The organism is Aquimarina muelleri DSM 19832 (assembly GCF_000430665.1).
Taxonomy (GTDB): domain Bacteria; phylum Bacteroidota; class Bacteroidia; order Flavobacteriales; family Flavobacteriaceae; genus Aquimarina; species Aquimarina muelleri.
In genome coordinates, this window is the sequence record NZ_AUML01000031.1 from 18,306 (window position 1) to 39,983 (window position 21,678).

The window sequence follows — 21,678 nt, forward strand, 5'->3', positions numbered from 1 at the left end:
GTAATAGTATAGTATGATAAACTTGTTTTTTATATAGATTAAATTAGTAATATCTCGATAATTTATTTATTATAAAATGAATAATATATAGAGGTATAAAAGAAACATTAATTTAGTTAAATAAAAGTTAAACTATTAAATATCAATAGTAATACTATTATTTTTGCGATAAAATATTTTAAATGAAATATCTGCTTCAGGACTTGAAGGTTAAAATAAATGATAAGATTTATATTAAGGATCCAGAGACTTCGGTATTAGGTAAAAAAATTATAGAATATAGTATTCTTATGATTTATGAAACTGGAATTGAGAGCTTTACGTTTAAGAAATTAGGAGAGAAGATAGGCTCTAATGAAAGTTCTATTTATAGATATTTTGAAAACAAACACAAACTATTATTATATCTTACTTCATGGTATTGGGGATGGTTAGAATACCAATTGGTTTTTGCTACAAATAGTATTTCTATACCATCTAAAAAACTAGAAAAAGCAATAGAAATAATTACTAGATCTATACAAGAGGATTCTTCTTTTACACATATTAATGAAGTACTTTTAAATAAAATAATAATTAATGAATACTCTAGGCCTTATTTAACCAAAGAAGTGGATAAAGAAAATAAAGAAAGTTGCTTTTCTATTTATAAACGATTAGTAGTGAGATTGCAGGATATCATTAAAGAAGTAGATAGCACATATCCATATCCTTCTAGTTTATCCAGTACAGTTATTGAAGGAGCATTACATCATCACTTTTTAAAAGAACATTTTCCGTCCCTAACTAATTGTAATGAAAAAATAACCCCTACAAAATATTTTATTGATCTTGTATTTAACTCTTTAAAGAAATAGTTTATGTCCAAAAACGTTTTAACAGCTTGGCAAAGATTAATAGGGCTTCTTAAACTAGATAAAAAAGATATCCTTCAAACATTTTATTATGCCATATTTGCTGGATTGGTAAATTTATCATTGCCTTTAGGAATACAAGCTATTATTAATTTAATACAAGGAGCGCAGATTAGTACCTCTTGGATTATTTTAGTAATCTTGGTTACTGTTGGAGTATTATTTGTAGGATTACTTCAATTAATGCAAGTTCGAATTATAGAAAATGTGCAACAAAAAATATTTACTAGAGCTTCTTTCGAATTTTCATATAGGTTTCCGAAAATCAAAATGAGCGAATTACGAAATTATTATCCGCCAGAGCTGGCAAATCGTTTTTTCGATACGCTAACAGCTCAAAAAGGACTTGCTAAAATTTTGGTAGATTTTCCAGCAGCTTTGTTGCAAATTATTTTTGGACTAATGCTATTATCGTTTTATCATCCATTTTTTATTATTTATGGATTATTACTACTACTTTTAGTATATGTAGTTTTTAAATACACCGCAAAAAAAGGTTTAGAAACTAGTCTTAAGGAATCTAAAAGTAAATATAAAGTAGCACACTGGATTCAAGAGGTTGCCAGATCTATTGTTAGTTTTAAACTTTCAGGAAAAACGAGTCTTGCATTACAAAAAAACGATGCATTAGTTACAGAGTACTTATCCGCTAGAGAAAGTCATTTTAAGATTTTGATGATCCAATTTATACAAATGATAGGATTTAAAGTTTTGGTAACAGCAGGGCTTTTGCTAATAGGAGGAATATTAGTTATTAATCAAGAAATGAATATTGGACAGTTTGTAGCTGCAGAGATTATCATTTTATTAGTAATAGGATCAGTAGAAAAACTAATAACTGGTTTAGAATCTTTTTATGATGTTTTGACTTCTATAGAAAAACTAGGACAGGTCGTAGATAAAGAATTAGAACCACAAGATGGAGAAAAACCTTTTAAGAAAGACCAAGGTTTTACAGTAGAGTTAGATCATGTTTCCTATAGCATTCCAGAAGGGAAAAGAAAAATATTAGAAGATATATCTCTTACTATAAACGAAAAATCAACTACCTTAATACAAGGACCTAATGGCTCTGGTAAATCGACCTTACTTCGATTAATAGCTGGACTTATAGAGCCAGATAGCGGAAGTATATATATAAACAATATAGACCTTAAAGGTATTCATTTAAACTATTATAGATCTTATTTAGGACAATCTTTGACAGAAGAATCCCCTTTTGAAGGAAGTATTTTAGAAAATATAACCTTTGGGGATAAAGAAATTTCTAACGAGGAAGTGTATTGGGCATTAGAAAAAGTAGGGCTCATACAATTTGTGAAAGAACAATCACAAGGATTAAATACTATTCTTTATCCAGAAGGAAAACAAATGGCACATACCGTATCTAAAAAAATTGTTTTAGCTAGAAGTATTGTTAGAAAACCTAAACTATTACTTTTAAAAGATCCTTTAGATCAATTTGGAGATATAGAGGTAAATAGAATTATGGATTTTCTTACAGATCCTTCTAACCCTTGGGCATTAGTAGTTGTAAGCCAAAATAAACAATGGATAAATCGCTGCGAAAGGATTATTAATATTGAGAAAGGTAAAATTATAAGTGAAAAATCATAAACTATGTTGAATATATCTCATAATACATTAAATAAGAAAGTAGATCTTTCTCATTATAATGCAATTCAAAAAGTTTTTCACAAAAGGCATTATAAATATTTTAACCGCTTTTTAAAAGTATTTGCAGTCTTGATGGTTATTATATTGTTTCTACCCTGGACTCAGAATATTTCAGGAGCGGGGTTTTTAACTACATTAAAACCAGATCAACGACCACAAACAATTCAATCCCCAATTCCAGGTAGAATCGAGAAGTGGTATGTAAAAGAAGGAGATTTTGTAAATAAAGGAGATACTATTCTTTTCATTTCAGAAATTAAGAATGAATACTTTGACCCTAATTTGGTTGCAAGAACAGGACAACAAATCGAGGCAAAAACTATGTCGGTAAACTCTTATGAAGGAAAAGTAAAAGCTATAGAGAATCAGATAAATGCTCTGATGAATGAAAGAACTTTAAAATTACAACAAGCAAAAAACAAGCTCCTACAATCTAAATTAAAAGTACAAAGTGATAGTATAGATTTTGAGGCAGCAAAAACTAATATTAGTATTGCAGAACGACAATATGAGCGTATTGTACAATTAGAAAAAGAAGGACTGAAATCTCTTACCGATATAGAAGAAAAAAGGTTGAAATTACAGGAAACTCAAGCAAAATTACTTTCTCAGGAAAATAAATTGTTAGCAAGTAAAAATGAAATAATCAATGCGCAGGTAGAAATCAATCGAGTACAGGCAGAATATACCGATAAGATATCAAAATCACAAAGTGATAAGTTTACAGCACAGTCAAACCAGTTTGATGCTAAAGCACAAGTTACCAAATTAGAAAATGAATATACAAATTACGAAATGCGTAATGATATGTATTATATTAAAGCTCCACAAAGCGGGTTTATTAATAAAACACTACGATCTGGTGTTGGCGAAACCTTTAAAGAAGGAGATCCATTAGTAAATATTATGCCATCAGAATACGATTTGGCAGTAGAAACTTATGTAAAACCTATTGATATTCCTCTAATTCATGTAGGAGAAAAGATACGTGTCCAATTTGACGGATGGCCCGCAATCGTATTTAGCGGATGGCCCAATGTCTCTTACGGAACCTATGGAGGTAAAATTGTAGCAATAGAAACTTTTATAAGCGATAACGGTAAATATAGAATTTTAATAGCCCCAGATCCAGATGATCATGAATGGCCAAAAATACAAGTAGGCTCTGGGGCAGCAACCATGGCTCTATTAGAAGATGTACCGATCTGGTTTGAAATTTGGAGACAATTAAATGGCTTTCCTCCAAATTATTATCAACCTATCACTACTAAAAAAGCGAAATCTGAAAAGAAATAAAATGAAAAATTTGGTCATATCATGTTTGTTTTTTTGGATAGCATCGATTCATGCACAACAAAAAGATACCATTGTACTAAACTTTAAAGAGTATTTAGGGTATGTAAAAAAATACCATCCAATAGCAAAACAAGCAGAACTAAATATTAATATAGGACAAGCAACTCTTATGAAAGCCAGAGGAAGTTTTGACCCTAAAATAGAAATAGATTATGATCGTAAACAGTTTAAAGGCACAGAATATTATGATTTATTAAATGCTACATTTAAAATTCCCACTTGGTATGGAATAGAATTTAAAGGAGGCTTCGAACAAAATGAAGGAGAGTATATAAACCCTCAAAATACAGTTCCAGAAGATGGGCTTTTTAATGCAGGAATTTCTGTATCTGTAGCAAAAGGGCTATTAATAAATGATAGAATGGCAACTTTGCGAAAAGCTAAATTCTTTAGAGAGCAAACAAAAGCAGATAGAGACCTTTTTGTAAACCAGATTTTATACGATGCCTCTGTAGCATATTTTGACTGGTTACAAGTATATCAAGAAAAAGAGATATATACTAATTTTTTAAATAATGCAAAAATACGTTTTGAAGGCGTTAAACAGAGCGCTTTAGCAGGGGATAAAGCAGCTATAGATACCGTAGAAGCAAAAATCTCTTTTCAAAATAGAAAACTTAGTTTAGAGCAGGCAAAGGTAAAGCTGGCAAAAAAGTCTTTAGTGCTGTCTAATTTTTTATGGTTAGAAGATACACCTGTAGAATTACAATCCAATGTTGTTCCAGAGGGTAATATCGAAGATAATATAGATAATGCTCTCGAAATTAATGGCAATCAATTACATACTTTTACATTAGAGAACCATCCTAAACTTAAATCTTTAAACTATAAAATAGAAGGCTTGGAAGTAGATAGAAGATTAAAAGCAAATAAACTACTACCTACTATCGATCTAAAATATAATTTTTTAAGTACAACTCCAGAAGAAACAGAGACGTTTAATACCGTAAATTATAAAGGAGGCATTAATTTTAGTTTCCCCTTGTTTTTAAGAAAAGAAAGAGGAAATCTAAAATTAGCAAAGTATAAATTACAAGATGCTAAATTTGATTTGGTAACTACAGAGCTAAAGATTAAAAATAAAATTAAGGCTATTTATGTAGAATTAGAATCCTTTAAAAATCAAAATACGCTTATTAAAGATATAGTATCCGATTATAATAAATTGCTTAATGCCGAAGAACGTAAGTTTAGTTTTGGAGAAAGCTCTTTATTTTTAATCAATTCGAGAGAAAAAAGCCTTATTGAAGCAAGGCTTAAAGAAATAGAAGTCCAAAATAAATTTTTAAATACAAAAGCCAAACTTTTTAATAGCTTGGCTGTTAATCCTGCAGATCTTTAATCCACATTGTGGAGTTTTATTTTCCGAGGATTACCTCGGAAAATAAAATATGTTTTCGGTAGTATACCTCGTGAGCTTGTCCCGAGGTTATTGGTTTTTTAGCTAGTTGTTTATTGTAATTCCAGAATTGCTCGTTCTAAAATTTCATCTTTAGTTAGATCATTCCAATCAAAAAGCACTTTAATATCTGGCGGAACTCCATTTTCATAATCAGGACTTTTATCTAGAGTTAATGCTTGGGTAATCGAAAATCGATATGTCCACCCATTAGGCAGTTGACCTCCGTTTGGTAAACCAAGTCCTCCGCCTGTGGTATCTCCCATAAGTATCATATTAGGAAGCGCTTTTGTAGCAAGTGAAAAGAAAGATCCTGCACTATAGGTTCCTCTGTCTACTAATACGACTACTTTGTTTTTATATCTCATTCCGTTATATGGAGAAACATATACAGGCTTAGCATCTGAAAAATCATTGTGTTGTGGACCAGTTTTTATTCTGGAATAGTTGACTAGTGTTTTACTTTCCACAAAACGGCTTAGTATTGCAAATATATCGGCTACAGACCCACCACCATTTTCTCGTAAGTCTAAAATCAACCCTTTTGTATTTTTATATCTTTCTAAAACAAAATTCAGATTATTAGCATCTACAGTTCCTGGGAAAATTGGAAAACGGATATACCCTATTTTTTTATTATCCAAATAATCATGAGAGAATGGCCCAGAAATATAATAGTCTCTGGCTAAATAGTTATCCTCAATAATACGCCAGTCAAAATTATCCTGCCCTAAGTAGCTAACTTTAAATGTCGAAACATTAAAATTAGAGATAAGATTGGTATGATCGTCTTTTAATTCGGTAAGCATTCCGCCTAAAACTTCAAACAAAGAATCTTGGCTCATACCATCATATATTTTGGCAGAGTATTTTGATTTTATAGTATTCCAATCAATATTTTTTATATCAAAATAAGAATATTTTTCATTGCATTCATTCCATAAATACTCAAAGTTTTCTTTTGGACTTGTAGAAGCTAAGTCTTCTTCAAAAATTGCTTTTTCACAAGAAACAAGGGATAAACCCGCTATTACTATGTAGTATAACTTTTTCATTATTTATTATTTGTATTGAATAAAAGGGAAAGTTTAAAAGTGTGGGTAGCCATTTCAAATTTGTCTAAATTACCACCAGTTTTATATGCATCCCAAGCATAAGAAAACCGAAGAGCATTTTTGTTTTTTAAGGACACAGTATAGTCTAAGGAGCTATTCATTCTAAATCCTGAAAAAACTTTGAACTGATAATCATCAAAAAACACAGGAGCATTTAAAAGACTTGATTGTCCTGCATATACATAGCCATTTCGGTAAAAACTATTAATCAAACCAACATTTAATCTAAATGCTAAGTTTCTGGTTTTTTCTTTCAATTTATATTTAATAAATAAAAATTTTTTATTTTTTTCTTCCTTAGTACTTATGTCTTTTTCGATTTTAACAGAACCAAAAAGAGTAGGAATTAATTCGAACCCTAATGTGTTATTTAGTAAAGCTTCATTAGTTCTAAAATTACCAGTAGTATTCAATAATCCACCAACTTTTACATTTAATTTTGGAGAGCTTAGTGACTTTAACTGGTATAGTCTGGAGTAAAATAAAGATGCACTTTTAACGGTACTAATTTGTGAATGCTTATTAAAATTATTGTGATACTCCCCAAAAGAATAAGATACTCCAATTTCAGATTCTCTTTCTAAATTAGATTTAGAGTAGGATAGGGAGATATATTTAGCGGTTCCTTTGTAAAAAAGCGGAGAGGTTGCAAAATCTCTAAAGGTAGAGCCTCCTAGTCCAGCACTAACACCTATGTATGCAGGTATATTTTTTCGCCACTCTTTTCTAGAAAGGATAGATGTTTCTGTTTGCGAAGTACCTGCCAAGGAAACAAGCAGTAGTAACAGAGTAGTGATTCTATTTTTTTTAGTCATTTATAAATTGTTTTACTTTTGATTGTTTAGATAATCCAACTAACCTATAGACAAATGTAAAACTATAAGGTTGCATCTCTTTTGAAAAAGGGAGATTAAATTGATCTCAGGGTTCGAGTACCTCCCCCTTCGGGATATAACAAATCGTGAGCTGAGGCGCTCGAAGCTCACCCCTCGGGGATTGGAGGACTGAGGCTCTCGAAGTCCAACCTTCTGGGTAAATTGCAATGTGAGCTGAGGTTCTCGAATTTGTGAGCTGAGGTTCTCGAAGCTCACTAGTCTAGGCGCGTGGTGTTTTATCTCGGGCACAGACATAAGAAGTCCAGCCGCGGAGTGTTTTATCTCGGGCGCGAGGTGTTTTACCTTGGGCGCGGGTATAGGTTACCCAAGCGCGGAGTACTTTTGATGGGGCGCGGAGGCAGAAACCCAAGGCGCGTGGGGTAGTCACTAGGGCGCGGAGTACTTTTGGTCGAGCGCGGAGGTCGAAACCCAAGGCGCGTGGCGCGCCCCAGACTACATGCGGCCTGGCTGTAAATAAAACTATTAGGATGGAGGCGAAAACAAAAGGTATGACACGTTAAATCACTCTTTTTAGGATACAGATTCTATAAATCTCTTTATATCGATACCTTGTAACTTCTTTTCCGTTTCCGGAAGTATTTCCATATTATCCCATAGGCCTGTGCATAAGGTTGTAGCATATTCCTGGGGTAGTTCTTTTGCCAGCATTAACCGGCTTGCCGTTTGGTAGTCATACGCAAAGGTTTTATATCGAACAGAAAAACCTTTAGAATCGTCTAAAATAGCATACCATACTCTTGTTTTACCTTCATTGGCAGGCATACCGATCACTCCCGGGTTTATCCAGATTTTTTCTTCTTTTTGGTCATAAAACGGTAATCCACAATGCCCTGCAATGATTACGTTACTAGTACTGGCATTAAATGAAGATTGTTTTGCTTGCCAAGGGGTGGATTTAAAAATGAATTCAGAAATATGAGTATAGCTGCCATGCACTAAGGTTACATTTTTGTTAGCGAATTCAAAACTAATATGATCTGGTAAGGATTTCATCCATGTTATAGAAGCTTTGGATAATTGGGTTTGTGCAAAGGCATACCAGGTTTTAGAAAATCCATCACATCTGGACCCTGCTTTAAAATCACATCCACATTCGATTGCTCCTGTGCGCAACTGCTCTTCTACATTACCTATAATCGATTGTGCCCCCCACTGTATAAATCGCTGTACGGTTTCTTCGGGTTGTGCACAATATCCTACAATGTCTCCTGTACAGAAACAGTTTTCGGGAGCGATTTTTTCTTCTTCGGCAATAGTAATTAAAGCCTCTAATGCTTGCAGGTTGCTATAAATGCCACCAAAGATCAAGGTCTTGCCGTTACGTTTTCCTAAGGGTATCGTTTTCTTATCCATATTGGTATAAAATATACTATAAAACAACTTAATATCCCCCAAATGTTTACCCATAGGAGTTCTGCATATTTTCCTGTGGTATATATAAATTGCGCAGGGAACATTTCAAAAACTAATAAAAAACCAAATAATAGTCCGCAACCTACCGATAAAAAAAAGCTGATTTTTGGAGCATTGATTTTCCAGAACAAAAATATGGGGGTTAACCCAATTACCATAGTGCCGCTAATGGTGGTTGCGGATAAAATTTCGGTATCCAAAAACACTGGTAAAGTACCTAGTAAAGCTACAGCAATCATTACCCAACGACCAAAGGATACTTTAGAACTACATTGCAGATCTATAGCAAACAGTTTTGCAGAAGAGGCAAATGTAGAGTCTAATGTAGAGGCGGCAGAGGTAATCATTATAAAGTTGATGACCAATAATATTACGGTTCCAAAAGCTTTGCTTACTGCTACTGCTGCTTGCCCCTGAAACCCTTGTTGTTGTGCAAAAATCCCAACGATACTAAAGAGCAGGATACAAAATGCTCCAAGAACAGAAGCCCATAAAAAACTTTGAAGCGTAATTTTTGGAGAGCTAATAAACCCGCGATCTGTTAAAACAGGGTCATGAAAGGGGTAGCTAAAAGACTGTAGTATAGCAGCAAGTAATAAATTGCCTCCCATTGCCATAGTCCATTCCCCAGAAATCACAACTTGTTCTACAGAAAAACTTTCTACGCTAAAAATATTCCATAGAATGATAAAAAGTAATACCGTAAACAATCCCATTTGTATTACATCGGTAAAAATACTACTACTTAGGCCTCCTTTTAACGCATAGGACAGGGTTAATAGAGTAAACACCACGATGGCACTATAATAGGCTGTACTACCTATTTCTCCAAAGTAGGATCCAATTACCATGGTATTAGACCATACTTCGTTAAATAAACGTATACCAATTAAAACAGAAAAAAGAAGTACTGCTTTATGACCAAAGCGAGAGCTTAAAAAATGATGAATACTATCGAACTTGCCTTTTGTTCTTAATTGATATAGTATTACCCCTGCAACTGCAAAAGAAAGATAGTATGCAGCATACGCTACGCCACCTACCAATCCAAAACTAAGACCCAGGTTTGCGGCATTGGTAATACTCTTGGCAAATATCCAGGAAATTATCAGGCTGCCGGTAAGCATCCAAAAGGTTGGTTGCTTTTTATGTGTGCTGGCTTTATAAAATTGGTCTTTGGTTTTCGCCAATGGCGACCACCAAAAAAATAATACGCCAGATAGTAGGATTAATCCCCATTGCCAGATTTGTATTTCTTCCATTTTTGATTGTTATCGTTTATTGGTTCCACCAAACAGGAAAATTGATGCTGTTTGCATTTGTGGTTTGTGCTGCGGTAGTATAATTAGTGGTGTTTAAAGTAGCTTCTTCTGCAGGATATGGTAATCTAATTGGTATAATTCCGTTATTTAAACTTGCGCCAACGGGTTGTAATGCAGGGTAGCCAGTACGGCGATATTCTATCCATCCTTCATACCCATTAATAGTATTCGCAATCCATTTTTGGGTTATAATTTGTTCTAGAGCTATGGTGTTATCATACGCTGCTGTTGTATTTAGATAGGCATTAGGGAGGGTAGTTTGCCAATATTCAAAAGCTTGTGTTACGCCAGTTTCATATAATGTTTTTGCATCTTTGGTAATAAATCCTTTTAAGGCAGCTTCGGCAAGTAAAAAGCTGGTTTCCCATGCAGTCATGTAATTAGCATCCAGATCTCCTGTATTTTCTCTAAATATCTTTCCTGCAAGAGAATAATTAGACAAAGAGATCGTGGTTTGTGATGCGTCAATCCCATTAATTAATCCGTTATATTGATTATCTGTAGCATTTTCGAACGGTCTGAATAAAACGGAAACTCTGGGGTCGTTTAATCTGGTTAATATGTCTTCGATAGTTTCAGACATCACAAAATTATTGAAATCTCCTGCTCGTAATCTTGCTAATCTAAAGTTGTTAGGTTCTGCATCTGTAAATTCAAAAACGGCATTTTCGGTATTCGTAGTAATGTAGTTGCCTTCTGTAACAATAGCTTGCAATTGGGTGGTAATATCTTGTTTTGCAGAGATTCGCATTAGCGCTTTAATACGTAAAGAGTTAGCAAATCTAATCCAGTATTCTAAATTTCCATCATATAGTATATCTCCTTCCAGAGCAAAAGTACCTGAATATTTTTGTATCGCTTCGATACCTTTTTGTAGGTTATCCAGAATTCCGCCTTGTGCTAAATATATATCTTTTTGCAGATCATATTTTGGGGTAACGGTGTTGGTGTTTCCAGTAAAAGCTTCACTATAAGGAACGTCTCCAAAAAGATCGGTAAGTCCCATGGTCATATAGGCTTTTAATATTAGAGACGGGCCTTCATAAACCGCAAAAGTTTCTATTTCTTGAGATTTCTTTAAAATGATTTCATTATCTCTAAGATTGGTATAAAAAATAGCCCAAGGGTTTCCTCCTAACTGTGGGGAGTTTAATGCATGACGATCAAACAGGTTAAAATCTAAAGCGGTAAGATGCTGCCCTAACAGATTTCCTGCAACAAAACCTTCATAAGACATCTGCTCGGCATAATCATAAATTACTTGTCGCAATAATAATGCGGGTTGTACATCTACCGGGGCATTAGGATTGGTGTTAATATCTTCAAAATCTTTGGCGCATCCTGCGATCAGGATCGTGAAAATAAATAGGTATATATAGTTTTTCATTGCTTTTCTATTAAAAATTAACTCCTAATTTTAATCCAAAACTTCTGGTGGTTGCATAAGATAAATCTTCTACACCACTAACTAATCCTTGTCCTTGAACCGCTAATTGCTCTGGATCAAAATGGGGGATCTCACTTATGGCAAAAATATTTTTACCAATAAGAGAGATAGTAAAATCTGCTCCTTCTTTTAAAAATCCTAATGTGTTTTTATCGAGGTGAAAAGAATATCCAATCGAAAATTGCCTAAGTTTAAGATAAGAGGCATCGTATACATTGTTTTCCTCATGATTACGATCATAAAACTGGCGATAATAACTTTCTGGGGAAACTGCGGTAGTATTGGGTACATATACAGGGTTATCTGCGGTGCCTGTATTTACCACTCCCTGTGCTATAATGCCTGCATCGGGCCTGTAAGCGGTTTCTTCTAATTGTCCTCCAACAGCCGCAAGGGATAGGGTGCGGGATACTAATTCGCCACCTTGTCGCCAATCGAATAAAAAGCTGAGGTCCCAGTTTTTGTAGGTAAATTGATTGTGAAACCCAAGTACAAAATCCGGATTAGAATTACCAAGCTTTTTAAGACTGTTATCGGCAATAAAACGCCCTTCTGGGGTAAGTACAAAATCGCCATTTTCATTACGTAAATACCCGGTGCCATAAAAATCGCCAATACGACCACCTTTTTCTACCTGAAACCATACCGTTTGATCTGGGTTATCATATACTCGGGAGTATGCCAATGTGATTCTTCCTTCTTGCTGTGGCAAAGATTCTATGGTAGATACATTTCTGCTAAAGTTAACGGTAGCGTTCCATGTAAAATTTTCATTTTGTACAGGGATGGTATTTAGTACAATTTCGACTCCCTGGGAGCGTACTTCTCCGCCATTTACTACTTGCTGGTTAAATCCTGAAGATATAGGAATAGGCAAGGATAGTATCTGATCTTTGGTTAAGGAGTTGTAATAGGTAAAGTCAACATTTAATCGATCTTTAAAAAAGCGGATATCGGTTCCAAATTCATACGAGGTGGTTTGCTCTGGTTTTAAATCAGGGTTAGGAATAAAATTTTGATTGGTAAATGTAGGTTGGGAGTTTACTGGTGTTTGGGATACAAAAGCACCAGAGGTTTGGTATGGATTGGTATCGTTTCCTACCTGTGCAATACTTGCTCTTATTTTTGCAAACGAAATCATTTTTGGTAGTTTTACTACGTTACTTACTACAAAGCTACCAGATGCCGAAGGGTAGAAAAAAGAGGTGTTATCTGCCGAAAAAGGAGTTGCCAAAGCACTAGACCAATCATTTCTGCCTGTAATATCTAAAAAGAGAACATTTTTATATCCTACTTTTAAGAGCCCATATAAACTATTAATACGTTTTTTGGATATAAACCCAAAGCTTTCTATAGGCGAAGCCGCATTATTAAAACTAAAAATACCAGGTTGCGCTAATTGTGTGGTTTGCGTTTGTGTAGTGGTTGCTTTTTGATCTAATCGGTTACCTCCCAAAGATATATCGATGTTAAAATCACTTACTTTTTTGGTGTAATTAAGTAAAAAATCGGTGTTTATTTCGCGATAAGTAACATCATGCTCTGCATACGCCCCATTTCTAAATCTATTCGTGCTAAAATTTCGTAAAAATTGTCGTTTCTCGTTAGAATAGTCCATTCCTGTGCGTACTGTTGCCTTTAGATTGGTAGCCAGCTCTTGTTGTATGGATATGGTGCCAAAAACACGATCCCGATGAAAGCTATTTCGGTTTTCGTTAAGTATAAAAAACGGGTTGTCAAAAAAAGTATAGTTAAAGGAATATTGCTGAATATCTTCTAAACCAGGTTGCCAGTAGTTTCGCAGATTATCGATGTTTAAAGATCGAGGACCCCATGCTACTAACGAATAGTTTACATTTTCTGATCCATACCCATTAGATGGGCGGTTATCACTGGTACTATTTACATAATTAATGCTGCTGGTTACTTTTGTTTTTGGAGTAGGTAAAAAACCTAATCGTGCTGCTACTGTTTTTCTATCCAGATTTACCCCGGGGATTATAGATTCGCTTCTTAGATCGGTAAAGGACAGGCGGTAATTTCCTTGATCAAAGCTTGAAGATAAAGCTATAGAGTTAATGGTGGTTACTCCTGTTTGGTAAAAATCTTTTACATTATTAGGGTTAGAGGTAAAAGGAGTAGGGGTAATTGGCAATGCACTGTATAGTGAAGTATCTCCACCACGAACAACAGTACCATCTGGTAAAGTAACGGGGCTATCAAACTGGGCAATTAGAGTTCCTTGGTCTAATCTGGGACCCCAACTGTAGGAGATATTATCGTTGATTCCTGCACCAAGCCCGTTTACATACGCAAACTGACCAGAGTTTCCTTGCCCGTATTGGTTTTGAAATTGCGGTAATTGAAAAGCACTATCGATAAATACACTAGAGCTACTACTTATTCCTAATCCTTTGCTATTAGCTCCGTTTTTGGTGTTTATAATAATAACCCCGTTAGAAGCTCTTGTACCATACAATGCTGCTGCGCTAGGACCTTTTAATACAGAAACGGTTTCGATATCATCGGGATTAACCTCCATCGCACCATTACCAAAATCAACCTCTTGAAATCCTGCTGCTGTTTCGTTTGTAAAATTAAAAACAGTGCTGTTGTTTATAGGCGTACCATCTACTACAAATAATGGGTTGTTGTTTGTAAATGATTGTTCTCCTCTAATTACAATTTTAGAAGAAGACCCAACCCCTGTAGCTCCTCCGGGAGTGATAGTTACTCCAGCTAGTTTTCCTGCCAGATTATCTAAAAAATTTACAGATTTTACCTCGGTGATATCTTTTTCGCTTATTTTTTGTATCGCATACCCTAGCTCTTTGGAGTCTCGTTTTTGGTTAAGCGCAGTAACAATAACCTCGTCCAGACCTGTAGAGCTTTCTTCCATACTAACATCCATACTACTTTGGTTATTTATGAGTACTTCAACTGTTTTAAAACCTAAAGAAGAGAAAACAAGAGAGGTATCTTTGTTATCTATTGAGATAGAATAATCCCCATTAACATTAGAGGTAGTTCCTTGATTGGTGTTTTTTATTGCAATATTCACAAATGGTATAGGAGTACCATCGATTGCTGCGGTTACGGTTCCTGTAACTACATTTTGGGCATTAATAAAAGACACTATAAATAGTGTAAGCCCTAGTAAAAAGTGCTTCATAAATATATTTAGATAGAATTATTTTTAATTGGATACAGTGTAAATTATATCAAATCGGGAGATCCTTTATTAAAGGTAGTCTTAAAGATATAGATAGAAATAAAGATGTTTTTGTAATTAATTTTTTTAGAAAAACTAGTTAGTAGTCGTATAAGTATACTTTTTAATGTTTGGGACAGGTTTTTGGTATTATAAAAAAAATATTTTAAGTCCTGAAACCCATCTATATCCCTAAGTTTTTGTTGTACCTCAATTTTTTGTCCTTTAGAGGATGTAGTAGAAATAATTGTTCTGGCTAGTTTTTTGGTTTGCCAAGGGAGTTTTAAAAATGTTTGTTTTTCAAAATTTTGTTTATGTAGCCCCATTAAATAGATACCACCATCTGTGGATGGACCAATAACTACATCATTTTCTAAAAGTTTATTACAAGCATCAATAAGGTGAGAAGCTTTTAAATTAGGACTATCATTACCAATAGTAATAATTTTTTGATACCCTTTGTTAAAAAGATCTTCGATAGCATTCGTAAAACGTTCTCCAAAGGTGTTGCCGTGTTGTTCTTTTTCAGAATAGATAGTAAAGGGAAGACCAGTTTTACGAACCTTATCTATAGTTTGCGAATTGAAATAGTTAAATAATTGTTCTCCGTTTGCAATGCGTTTATGCTTCAATTCTTCTTTAGAGGAATTGGCAAATACAAGAATGGCTATTTCTTTTTGTTTGTAGAACAATTTGCTTATAAAATAATTTTGATAGTAAGTAAAGTCGTACTATTTGGCGATTAATTACAAAATAAAGCAATTTATTTTTTAGGCTACATAGATATTATTTGGAATTTTCTTGGGTAACAGAATATAATTTTAGGAACTATACTTAGTAAACTTACTTATAGAGGTGTTGGTTTTTAAATGGATGTTTTGCTATTCCTGTATTTATTTACAGAATAATAAATGAAACTTTAATCAAGATAGATGGATTTTTTTAATGAATTAATATCAAGAGTAGTATCCTTTTCTGTAGAATCCTATGGTTGTAATGCTAATGATGTATATAATTTTTTTGAAGAAAATAAATTATTCCAATTATCGATATTAACCTCTTCTAGAAGTTTGTATGAGGATGCCAAAAAAAGCAAAACAGAAAAGATTAAAGTATCGCTAGATAATTATTTTTCGAGAGCACATCTTAACCCTGTTCCTTTTGGGACTTTTACTAGTATTGGTGTTTTAAAATGGAGTGATAAGCGTATACTTACCAAATCAGAAACACTGCTTCTCAAGGTAGATTTTGATAATTTATTGATTTCAGAAAAGCTAGCAGCTACAATGAGCAGGGATTGGAAAAAATTTGTCTATTACACAAATCCATCGATCCATTTTTTAAGTAAGAGTAAGATAAGTTTTTATAAGTTCGAGAAAAAAACGATAGGAGATATTGAGACAAAATATGTAGAAATAGATTATGATGAGAATATTAAATGGCTTGTAGAAAGGTTCGAAAACGGTGCCCAAATTGTTGAGGTAGTGAGAGATTTGGAAAAAGATGGGTTTGAGAAAACCGAGATTCACGCCTTTTTATTAGATAGTATTGAAGCGGGGCTTGTTATTAATGAAATGATTTTTTATCCATACCGAAATCTATCTGAAGTAGAAGGAGTTTATTCAAAATTGGTAAATAATAATTTGCATAGCATAAAAACCACTAAAGATTTTGATAACTTTTCTCAATCCTATAGTAAAGAACAAGATGCTTTACTCTTAAAACAAGAAAGTAGTAATAAATATTCTCACTCTATAACTGCTTTTGAAAAAGATATAGGGCAATTAGAAGTAGCGTTACAGGAAAAGATATTAAAATTCATAAATTTTACAGTAACCTATAATAAGAAATATACCCCAATCAATACATCCTTATTAAAATTTGGGAATAAATTTTACCATAGTTATAAGGATGTTTTTATTCCTTTAAGTAAAGTTTTTAACCCGTATTCTGGATTACAATATAGTTCTACTAATTTAGAAAATGATATAAGGCTACATCAGGATATATTGAGTAAAATGTTGGTATCTAATAAAGATAAAGTTTTTTTGTCTAAAACAGTTACCAATAATGCTCAAGTAGATATGTCAAATTTACCATCTACTTTTAGTGTTGTTTTTGAGTTATTGACTTGTAAAAAAACAAAGAAAAAGATTACTTATTTTAAGTACATGGGAGGGACGTCTGCTATAAACTTGCTATCTAGATTTGATCAAGTCTCAGATAGAATATGTGTCGATATTGCAGATTATGAAAAAGAAATATTTAAAGAGCAACTAATAGCAGAAGTAAATATAATATCTAAACCAAGAGCGACCAATGTGGTTGCAAGTAGGCAATATTATGACTATAATATTCCTCTTAATACTATATATAATAAAGATTCTAATCCTATTTTTTTATCGGATATTTTTATTCGGTTTAACGGAATAAGATTTATACTGGTTTCTGAAAAATATAAGAAAGAGATCATACCAAGGATAACCTCTTCTGTAAATACAACATTATCAGAATCAAATGTTTATAAGTTTTTGGCGGATTTGCAATCTCAACAAAGAGAAATTCATAGTGTTAATTTCAATTTCAATTATTATGAAAACATGTTTTTGCCCTTTGTTCCAAGGATTTACTTAGAAGACGATATTTTACTATATCCCGCTCAGATTTTATTGTCGGATGATAATTTTGATTTCCAAGGGTTTAAGGAGTATTTACTAAGTCGATTAGAAGAATATTCGTTTTCAAAGCAAATTTCATTTATAGAGGATAAAGGAGATATAACCATTAATACAGAGAACGAGGATCACTTACATATTTTATTTAAAAAAATTAAAAAAGTAAGCCCAATTTATGTGTGTGAATGTTTATATGAATCTTTTATTCCAGAAGTACATAATAAATTAAATCACTATCCTCACGAAATCATTGCCAGTATAAAAAACACCAGTTTTAAGGCAGATAGATCAGATTTTAAAATTGTAAAAGAAGATGTTACGGTAGGGCATAAAGCACCAATTTTAAGTGATTGGTTGTATTTTGATTTGTATTGTAACCCCTATGCAGAAAATGATTTAGTAAATGTTATATACCATACTATAGTTGTAGAAAACTCTATAAGCCAATTCTTTTTTGTAAGGTATGATCATCCAGACACTCATTTAAGAATTAGATTTAAAACAGAATCAACTCCTGTTATAGAAGATATTTTTTCGAAAATTAACAATTTAAAACAGGAAAATATAATCCGAAATTATCATGTTTTGCCTTATGAACAAGAAATGTACAGGTTTGGAGGTGAAAAATTAATGGGTGTAACAGAACATATATTTAGCTTAGATAGTAAGCATACAGTTCTTACTGTTTTGAATAATGAATTAAAGCAGAACGATATTTATATGTTTTCGATTTTGAAAATAGAATATTATTTAAGGTTTTTTGACTTTACTATAGAAGAAATGATTTCGTTTTGCGAAAAAAATATAGAAGCTTTCTCCAGTAGATTTAATCTGGACTCTAAATTAAGAAAATCACTAAACAAAATTTACACCGAAATAAGAAGAGATATAGATGATTTAAAACCAAACGATTTTCTTGAAGGTATAGAAATTGAAACAGAAATAAAAAATACATTACGAAACAGTGAATTAATTAAAGATAACTATGTTATGGATTTGATTCATATGAGTTTAAATAGGGTTTTTAATGAAAAACAAAGATTAAATGAATTCAAATCTTATTATTTAGCAAAATCTTATTTTAACCAAGTTAAGTTTACTCAAAAAGCAATAAAAAAACAAACTCTATTTAGAGGATAAGGAATTTATTTTGACTCTTAATTTGCTTTTTTTGGCAGTTAGGGTTGAGGTGAATATTTTGTAAACCATTTAAATAAAATAAAAAATGAAAAAATTGGAATTAAAAAATTTAAAAGTTAAAACTCTTACAAGAGATCAAGAATCCGCAATTAATGGTGGTTTTTTATCTATCGGATTAAGATGTAGTTTAAGAAATGGATGTAGAAGATTATTTGGACCTAGGAATAATCATGATAATGAAAGTATTTCTCCAAATGAAAATTAATTAATTTACTTTTGAAAGGGTACAAAAAAGGGAGTGTTTAAATCTTAAACACTCCTTTTTTTAGTTAGAGGTGTCGTGATAGACTTTTTTTTTTGATTTTATAGAGGAAGTTCACTTTTTTACTATACAAGCCTACAACCTTTCATCTAGCAGTTCAAAGATTATAAGCTTCTTTTGTGTTTTATGTAAGTTATTTATAGCTGTTCTTTTCAATTGGCACTAAAAATAGTTTCTATACAAACTATTTTTAGTATATTTGCATTAAATAATAATAAAACAAAGGGTTTTAAGTGTTGTTTCAGTAAAACAAATTTCTTTTAAAAAATGTGCACACAGAATTTTTTTCAGTTTCCTTAAGGATTATAAAGATCTGTTTTTACAAACTAGGCTACTAAATGAAGTGTTTAAATAAGTTTTATCTAGTTTAAGTGTTTTTTTAAAGAAAGAAGCGACATCGATTAATGAGTGTGAAGGTTTTATGCAAAGTATTAGTGGGTAATCCATGTGTTATAGCACTATCTCAATTCGCTATAAATTCGAAGTATAAGTGGTCTTAGATATACACTAAATCCATAAAGAAATTTAAAACATGATTCAAAAAGCAGGAATACCAGGAGTAAATAATGATTCTGGGAGAGTAAGAAAAGAAATTAGTTATTGGGAAAGTCAAAATAAGAAAAGAAAATGCACTGAATTTTCGGAAATGTCTTATTGGGAAGTTGTCAGTAATTCTAATGCTTTATAATTTTTTTACTCTAGAAAGTATCTGTACTATTTTTTTCTTTTATTAAAAATTACATTGTTCATTCTTAAAAAAAGTTTTTGCTATCTAGCAAAATATTGCACCTAATCTTACTTGTCTTAATTTATTGAGAAATAAACTTTTCGGTTATTATATAAAATCAATAACCTTGGCGGCAAGTCTCGGAGAATTAAACTCCACAATATGGGTTAAATAAAGAAATTATTTTTGTGAAATTCTCTATTTTGAAATAAAAGAATGAGATGCTTAAAAATAAATAATAGAAAGAGGGGCAAAATCATTAGATAGGCACTTACGGGATGTAATAAAAAGATCTCATATCATAACTTATGAAGAATTATAGTTTTCTATTATGAAATAGATTGATTTGACTCTATAAGCCTTCTCGAAATCACATACATGTTTGATTTGATAAGAGAGTTAGATAAGTTAAAGAGGAGGGAATTAGATGTTTGATAATTTTTTCAACAAGTAATAATATATTAAGAACATATTTAAAATAAATAAAAAAACTAAGGTTATGCTAAAAATAGAAGTGAAAGATGGAGAGAATATCGATAGGGCTATAAAACGATATAAAAGAAAATATAGAAATGTAAAACAGCTACAAGAAATTAGAGAGCGAAAGCATTATATTAAAAAATCCACAAAAAGGAGAGAGCAAATAAAAAAAGCAGAATACAAGGAACAATATATAAGAGAGCATAGTGAACTGTAGTAATATGGCTTACAAAATAGATCAAAATTTAGAACCTTAAAAACAACAACATTGAATTTCTTATTTAGGGGTTTAATTCTCCGAGGCTTGCCTCAAAAACAAAATATATTTTCGGAAGTATATCTTGTGAGCTTGCTCCGAGGTTATTGATTTCTCTGAAAATTACTTTGAAAACAAAATGTGTTTTTAGAAGAATACCTCATGAGATTGTTCTTAGGTTGTTGATTAACCACAATAAAAATTAGTTTATGAAAATTATTAATATTAAGAGAAAGACAAAAAGAGAGAAACGTTATAGCAGACAAATGGGAGAACTTACTACCAGAGTTACTTACATCAAGAAATACTTTCTAGGCTTACCTGTTAAAACCCTACATAAATATAGAGAAACTTACTATGGTGAAGTGAAAAATTGTGATGATTGTATATTGTTTGTGTGACTTAAACTATATTCAATACTGATGTATTGCATAAACTTTTTTGGGCTACACCTGCTCAATCGGTAAAAAGGTGCTGAAAGTAGAATGGACTTAAATGAACTTTTTTGGCAATGTCATTTAAAGAAGGTTTTTCTTTAAAATTTGCTTTGATATAATCTATCGCTTCTGCAATTCGATTATAGTTGATGTATCCCTATTCAGTCATTGCTTTGAAATTTATGTTACAAAAGTATGTTACTTTTGTAGGTCATAAAACCCGATTCTTGCTGAAGATACTTTTTTGAGGGAAACTTTAATTTACGTCAATACGGACTCGTAAAATAATGATTAGGGATTGAAATACACTTATTATTCAGTTTCCTTTTTACAGATCGCTTTTGCTTATTTTATTTAAATCTCCTCCAATCCAGTTCAACTAATATTTCAAAGTCTCCTTGTCGTATTTTAGGTGTTTGAAACGATAAAGTTCCATCTGTTAATTGGAATGTTCTATAATGTTTTCCATTTTTCCAATTGGGTAATAAAGACGTAATAATTTCAACGTAGATTTTATCATTTTCTAATTTCCATTTTCCAGCATATGACAAATACGTTTCAATTGCACTTATTTTTTCTTCAGAAGATGACATTTGTAATGATTCAATTTCAAAATCATTTCTGTTATCTGTCATTACAGATACAGACATAAATCCGTCATTGCTGAAAATTAAAATTCCAATAGGGTTTTTTCCATATGGAAAAATAGATTTTTTAACCGTCAAGTTTTTTAATTCAAAATTATTCAGTTTCCAACTTCCGATTATTTGCTCTTTAGTATTTCTCATTAATTTCGTTTTCGAATTGGCTACAACGTAACATGTCTGTATGATTAGTTGCGGCTTCAGTACCTGGCAAAGCAAATAAATACCAAATAGAAAGTCTTTGTCT

The 21,678-nt window shown here is 32.3% G+C and carries 17 protein-coding genes; 9 read left to right on the forward strand and 8 right to left on the reverse strand.

Features of this window, described 5'->3' with window-relative positions:
• The first annotated feature begins 182 nt into the window (after nucleotides 1–182).
• Genes H527_RS0113085 through H527_RS0113100 form a run of 4 tightly spaced genes read left to right on the forward strand, consistent with a single transcriptional unit; the run spans nucleotide 183 to nucleotide 5,289 of the window.
• A complete protein-coding gene (locus H527_RS0113085) occupies nucleotides 183–857 on the forward strand; it encodes a TetR/AcrR family transcriptional regulator (RefSeq protein WP_027413133.1) in 675 nt (224 codons plus the stop codon).
• Between the two features lie 3 nt (nucleotides 858–860).
• Nucleotides 861–2,531 (forward strand): peptidase domain-containing ABC transporter, encoded by a 1,671-nt coding sequence (locus H527_RS0113090; protein WP_027413134.1) that lies wholly within the window; start codon nucleotides 861–863, stop codon nucleotides 2,529–2,531.
• 3 nt (nucleotides 2,532–2,534) lie between these two features.
• On the forward strand, nucleotides 2,535–3,887 hold the full coding sequence (locus tag H527_RS0113095; RefSeq protein WP_027413135.1) for an HlyD family secretion protein: 1,353 nt from the start codon (nucleotides 2,535–2,537) through the stop codon (nucleotides 3,885–3,887).
• A 1-nt stretch (nucleotide 3,888) separates the two neighbouring features.
• Nucleotides 3,889–5,289, forward strand: coding sequence for a TolC family protein (locus H527_RS0113100; RefSeq protein WP_027413136.1), 1,401 nt, complete (start codon nucleotides 3,889–3,891; stop codon nucleotides 5,287–5,289).
• A 110-nt stretch (nucleotides 5,290–5,399) separates the two neighbouring features.
• Here H527_RS0113100 and H527_RS0113105 read toward each other — a convergent pair whose 3' ends face one another.
• The 7 genes from H527_RS0113105 to H527_RS0113135 form a co-directional block, all read right to left on the reverse strand.
• Nucleotides 5,400–6,401: a S41 family peptidase gene (locus H527_RS0113105; protein ID WP_027413137.1), complete on the reverse strand. Its 1,002-nt coding sequence runs from the start codon at nucleotides 6,399–6,401 to the stop codon at nucleotides 5,400–5,402.
• Nucleotides 6,401–7,276: a hypothetical protein gene (locus tag H527_RS0113110; RefSeq protein WP_027413138.1), complete on the reverse strand. Its 876-nt coding sequence runs from the start codon at nucleotides 7,274–7,276 to the stop codon at nucleotides 6,401–6,403. Before H527_RS0113110 ends, H527_RS0113105 begins: the two co-directional genes overlap by 1 nt.
• A gap of 591 nt (nucleotides 7,277–7,867) precedes the next feature.
• Nucleotides 7,868–8,710 (reverse strand): metallophosphoesterase family protein, encoded by an 843-nt coding sequence (locus tag H527_RS0113115; RefSeq protein ID WP_027413139.1) that lies wholly within the window; start codon nucleotides 8,708–8,710, stop codon nucleotides 7,868–7,870.
• A complete protein-coding gene (locus tag H527_RS0113120) occupies nucleotides 8,686–10,032 on the reverse strand; it encodes an SLC5/6 family protein (protein WP_027413140.1) in 1,347 nt (448 codons plus the stop codon). The genes H527_RS0113115 and H527_RS0113120 overlap by 25 nt, the downstream gene beginning before the upstream one ends.
• 16 nt (nucleotides 10,033–10,048) lie before the next feature.
• Nucleotides 10,049–11,479 (reverse strand): SusD/RagB family nutrient-binding outer membrane lipoprotein, encoded by a 1,431-nt coding sequence (locus tag H527_RS0113125; protein WP_027413141.1) that lies wholly within the window; start codon nucleotides 11,477–11,479, stop codon nucleotides 10,049–10,051.
• Between the two features lie 10 nt (nucleotides 11,480–11,489).
• A complete protein-coding gene (locus tag H527_RS0113130; protein WP_027413142.1) occupies nucleotides 11,490–14,711 on the reverse strand; it encodes a SusC/RagA family TonB-linked outer membrane protein in 3,222 nt (1,073 codons plus the stop codon).
• 44 nt (nucleotides 14,712–14,755) lie between these two features.
• The gene (locus tag H527_RS0113135) at nucleotides 14,756–15,442 is read right to left on the reverse strand and encodes a TIGR04282 family arsenosugar biosynthesis glycosyltransferase (protein WP_035088151.1); all 687 of its coding nucleotides are present in this window, start codon (nucleotides 15,440–15,442) and stop codon (nucleotides 14,756–14,758) included.
• A gap of 240 nt (nucleotides 15,443–15,682) precedes the next feature.
• Between H527_RS0113135 and H527_RS0113140 the strand changes: the two genes are divergently transcribed.
• The 5 genes from H527_RS0113140 (at nucleotide 15,683) to H527_RS24620 (ending at nucleotide 20,751) form a co-directional block, all read left to right on the forward strand.
• Nucleotides 15,683–18,565, forward strand: coding sequence for a lantibiotic dehydratase (locus tag H527_RS0113140; protein ID WP_027413144.1), 2,883 nt, complete (start codon nucleotides 15,683–15,685; stop codon nucleotides 18,563–18,565).
• Between the two features lie 85 nt (nucleotides 18,566–18,650).
• On the forward strand, nucleotides 18,651–18,830 hold the full coding sequence (locus tag H527_RS0113145; RefSeq protein ID WP_027413145.1) for a hypothetical protein: 180 nt from the start codon (nucleotides 18,651–18,653) through the stop codon (nucleotides 18,828–18,830).
• Between the two features lie 589 nt (nucleotides 18,831–19,419).
• The gene (locus tag H527_RS23980) at nucleotides 19,420–19,575 is read left to right on the forward strand and encodes a hypothetical protein (protein WP_155837890.1); all 156 of its coding nucleotides are present in this window, start codon (nucleotides 19,420–19,422) and stop codon (nucleotides 19,573–19,575) included.
• 538 nt (nucleotides 19,576–20,113) lie between these two features.
• Nucleotides 20,114–20,311 carry a 30S ribosomal protein S21 gene (rpsU, locus tag H527_RS0113155; RefSeq protein ID WP_027413146.1) on the forward strand — a complete coding sequence of 66 codons (198 nt, stop codon included), beginning with the start codon at nucleotides 20,114–20,116 and terminating at the stop codon, nucleotides 20,309–20,311.
• A gap of 248 nt (nucleotides 20,312–20,559) precedes the next feature.
• Nucleotides 20,560–20,751 carry a hypothetical protein gene (locus H527_RS24620; protein WP_027413147.1) on the forward strand — a complete coding sequence of 64 codons (192 nt, stop codon included), beginning with the start codon at nucleotides 20,560–20,562 and terminating at the stop codon, nucleotides 20,749–20,751.
• A 386-nt stretch (nucleotides 20,752–21,137) separates the two neighbouring features.
• On the opposite strand, the gene H527_RS0113165 is transcribed toward H527_RS24620, so the two are convergent.
• Nucleotides 21,138–21,575 (reverse strand): lipocalin-like domain-containing protein, encoded by a 438-nt coding sequence (locus tag H527_RS0113165; RefSeq protein ID WP_027413148.1) that lies wholly within the window; start codon nucleotides 21,573–21,575, stop codon nucleotides 21,138–21,140.
• Between the last annotated feature and the right edge of the window lie 103 nt (nucleotides 21,576–21,678).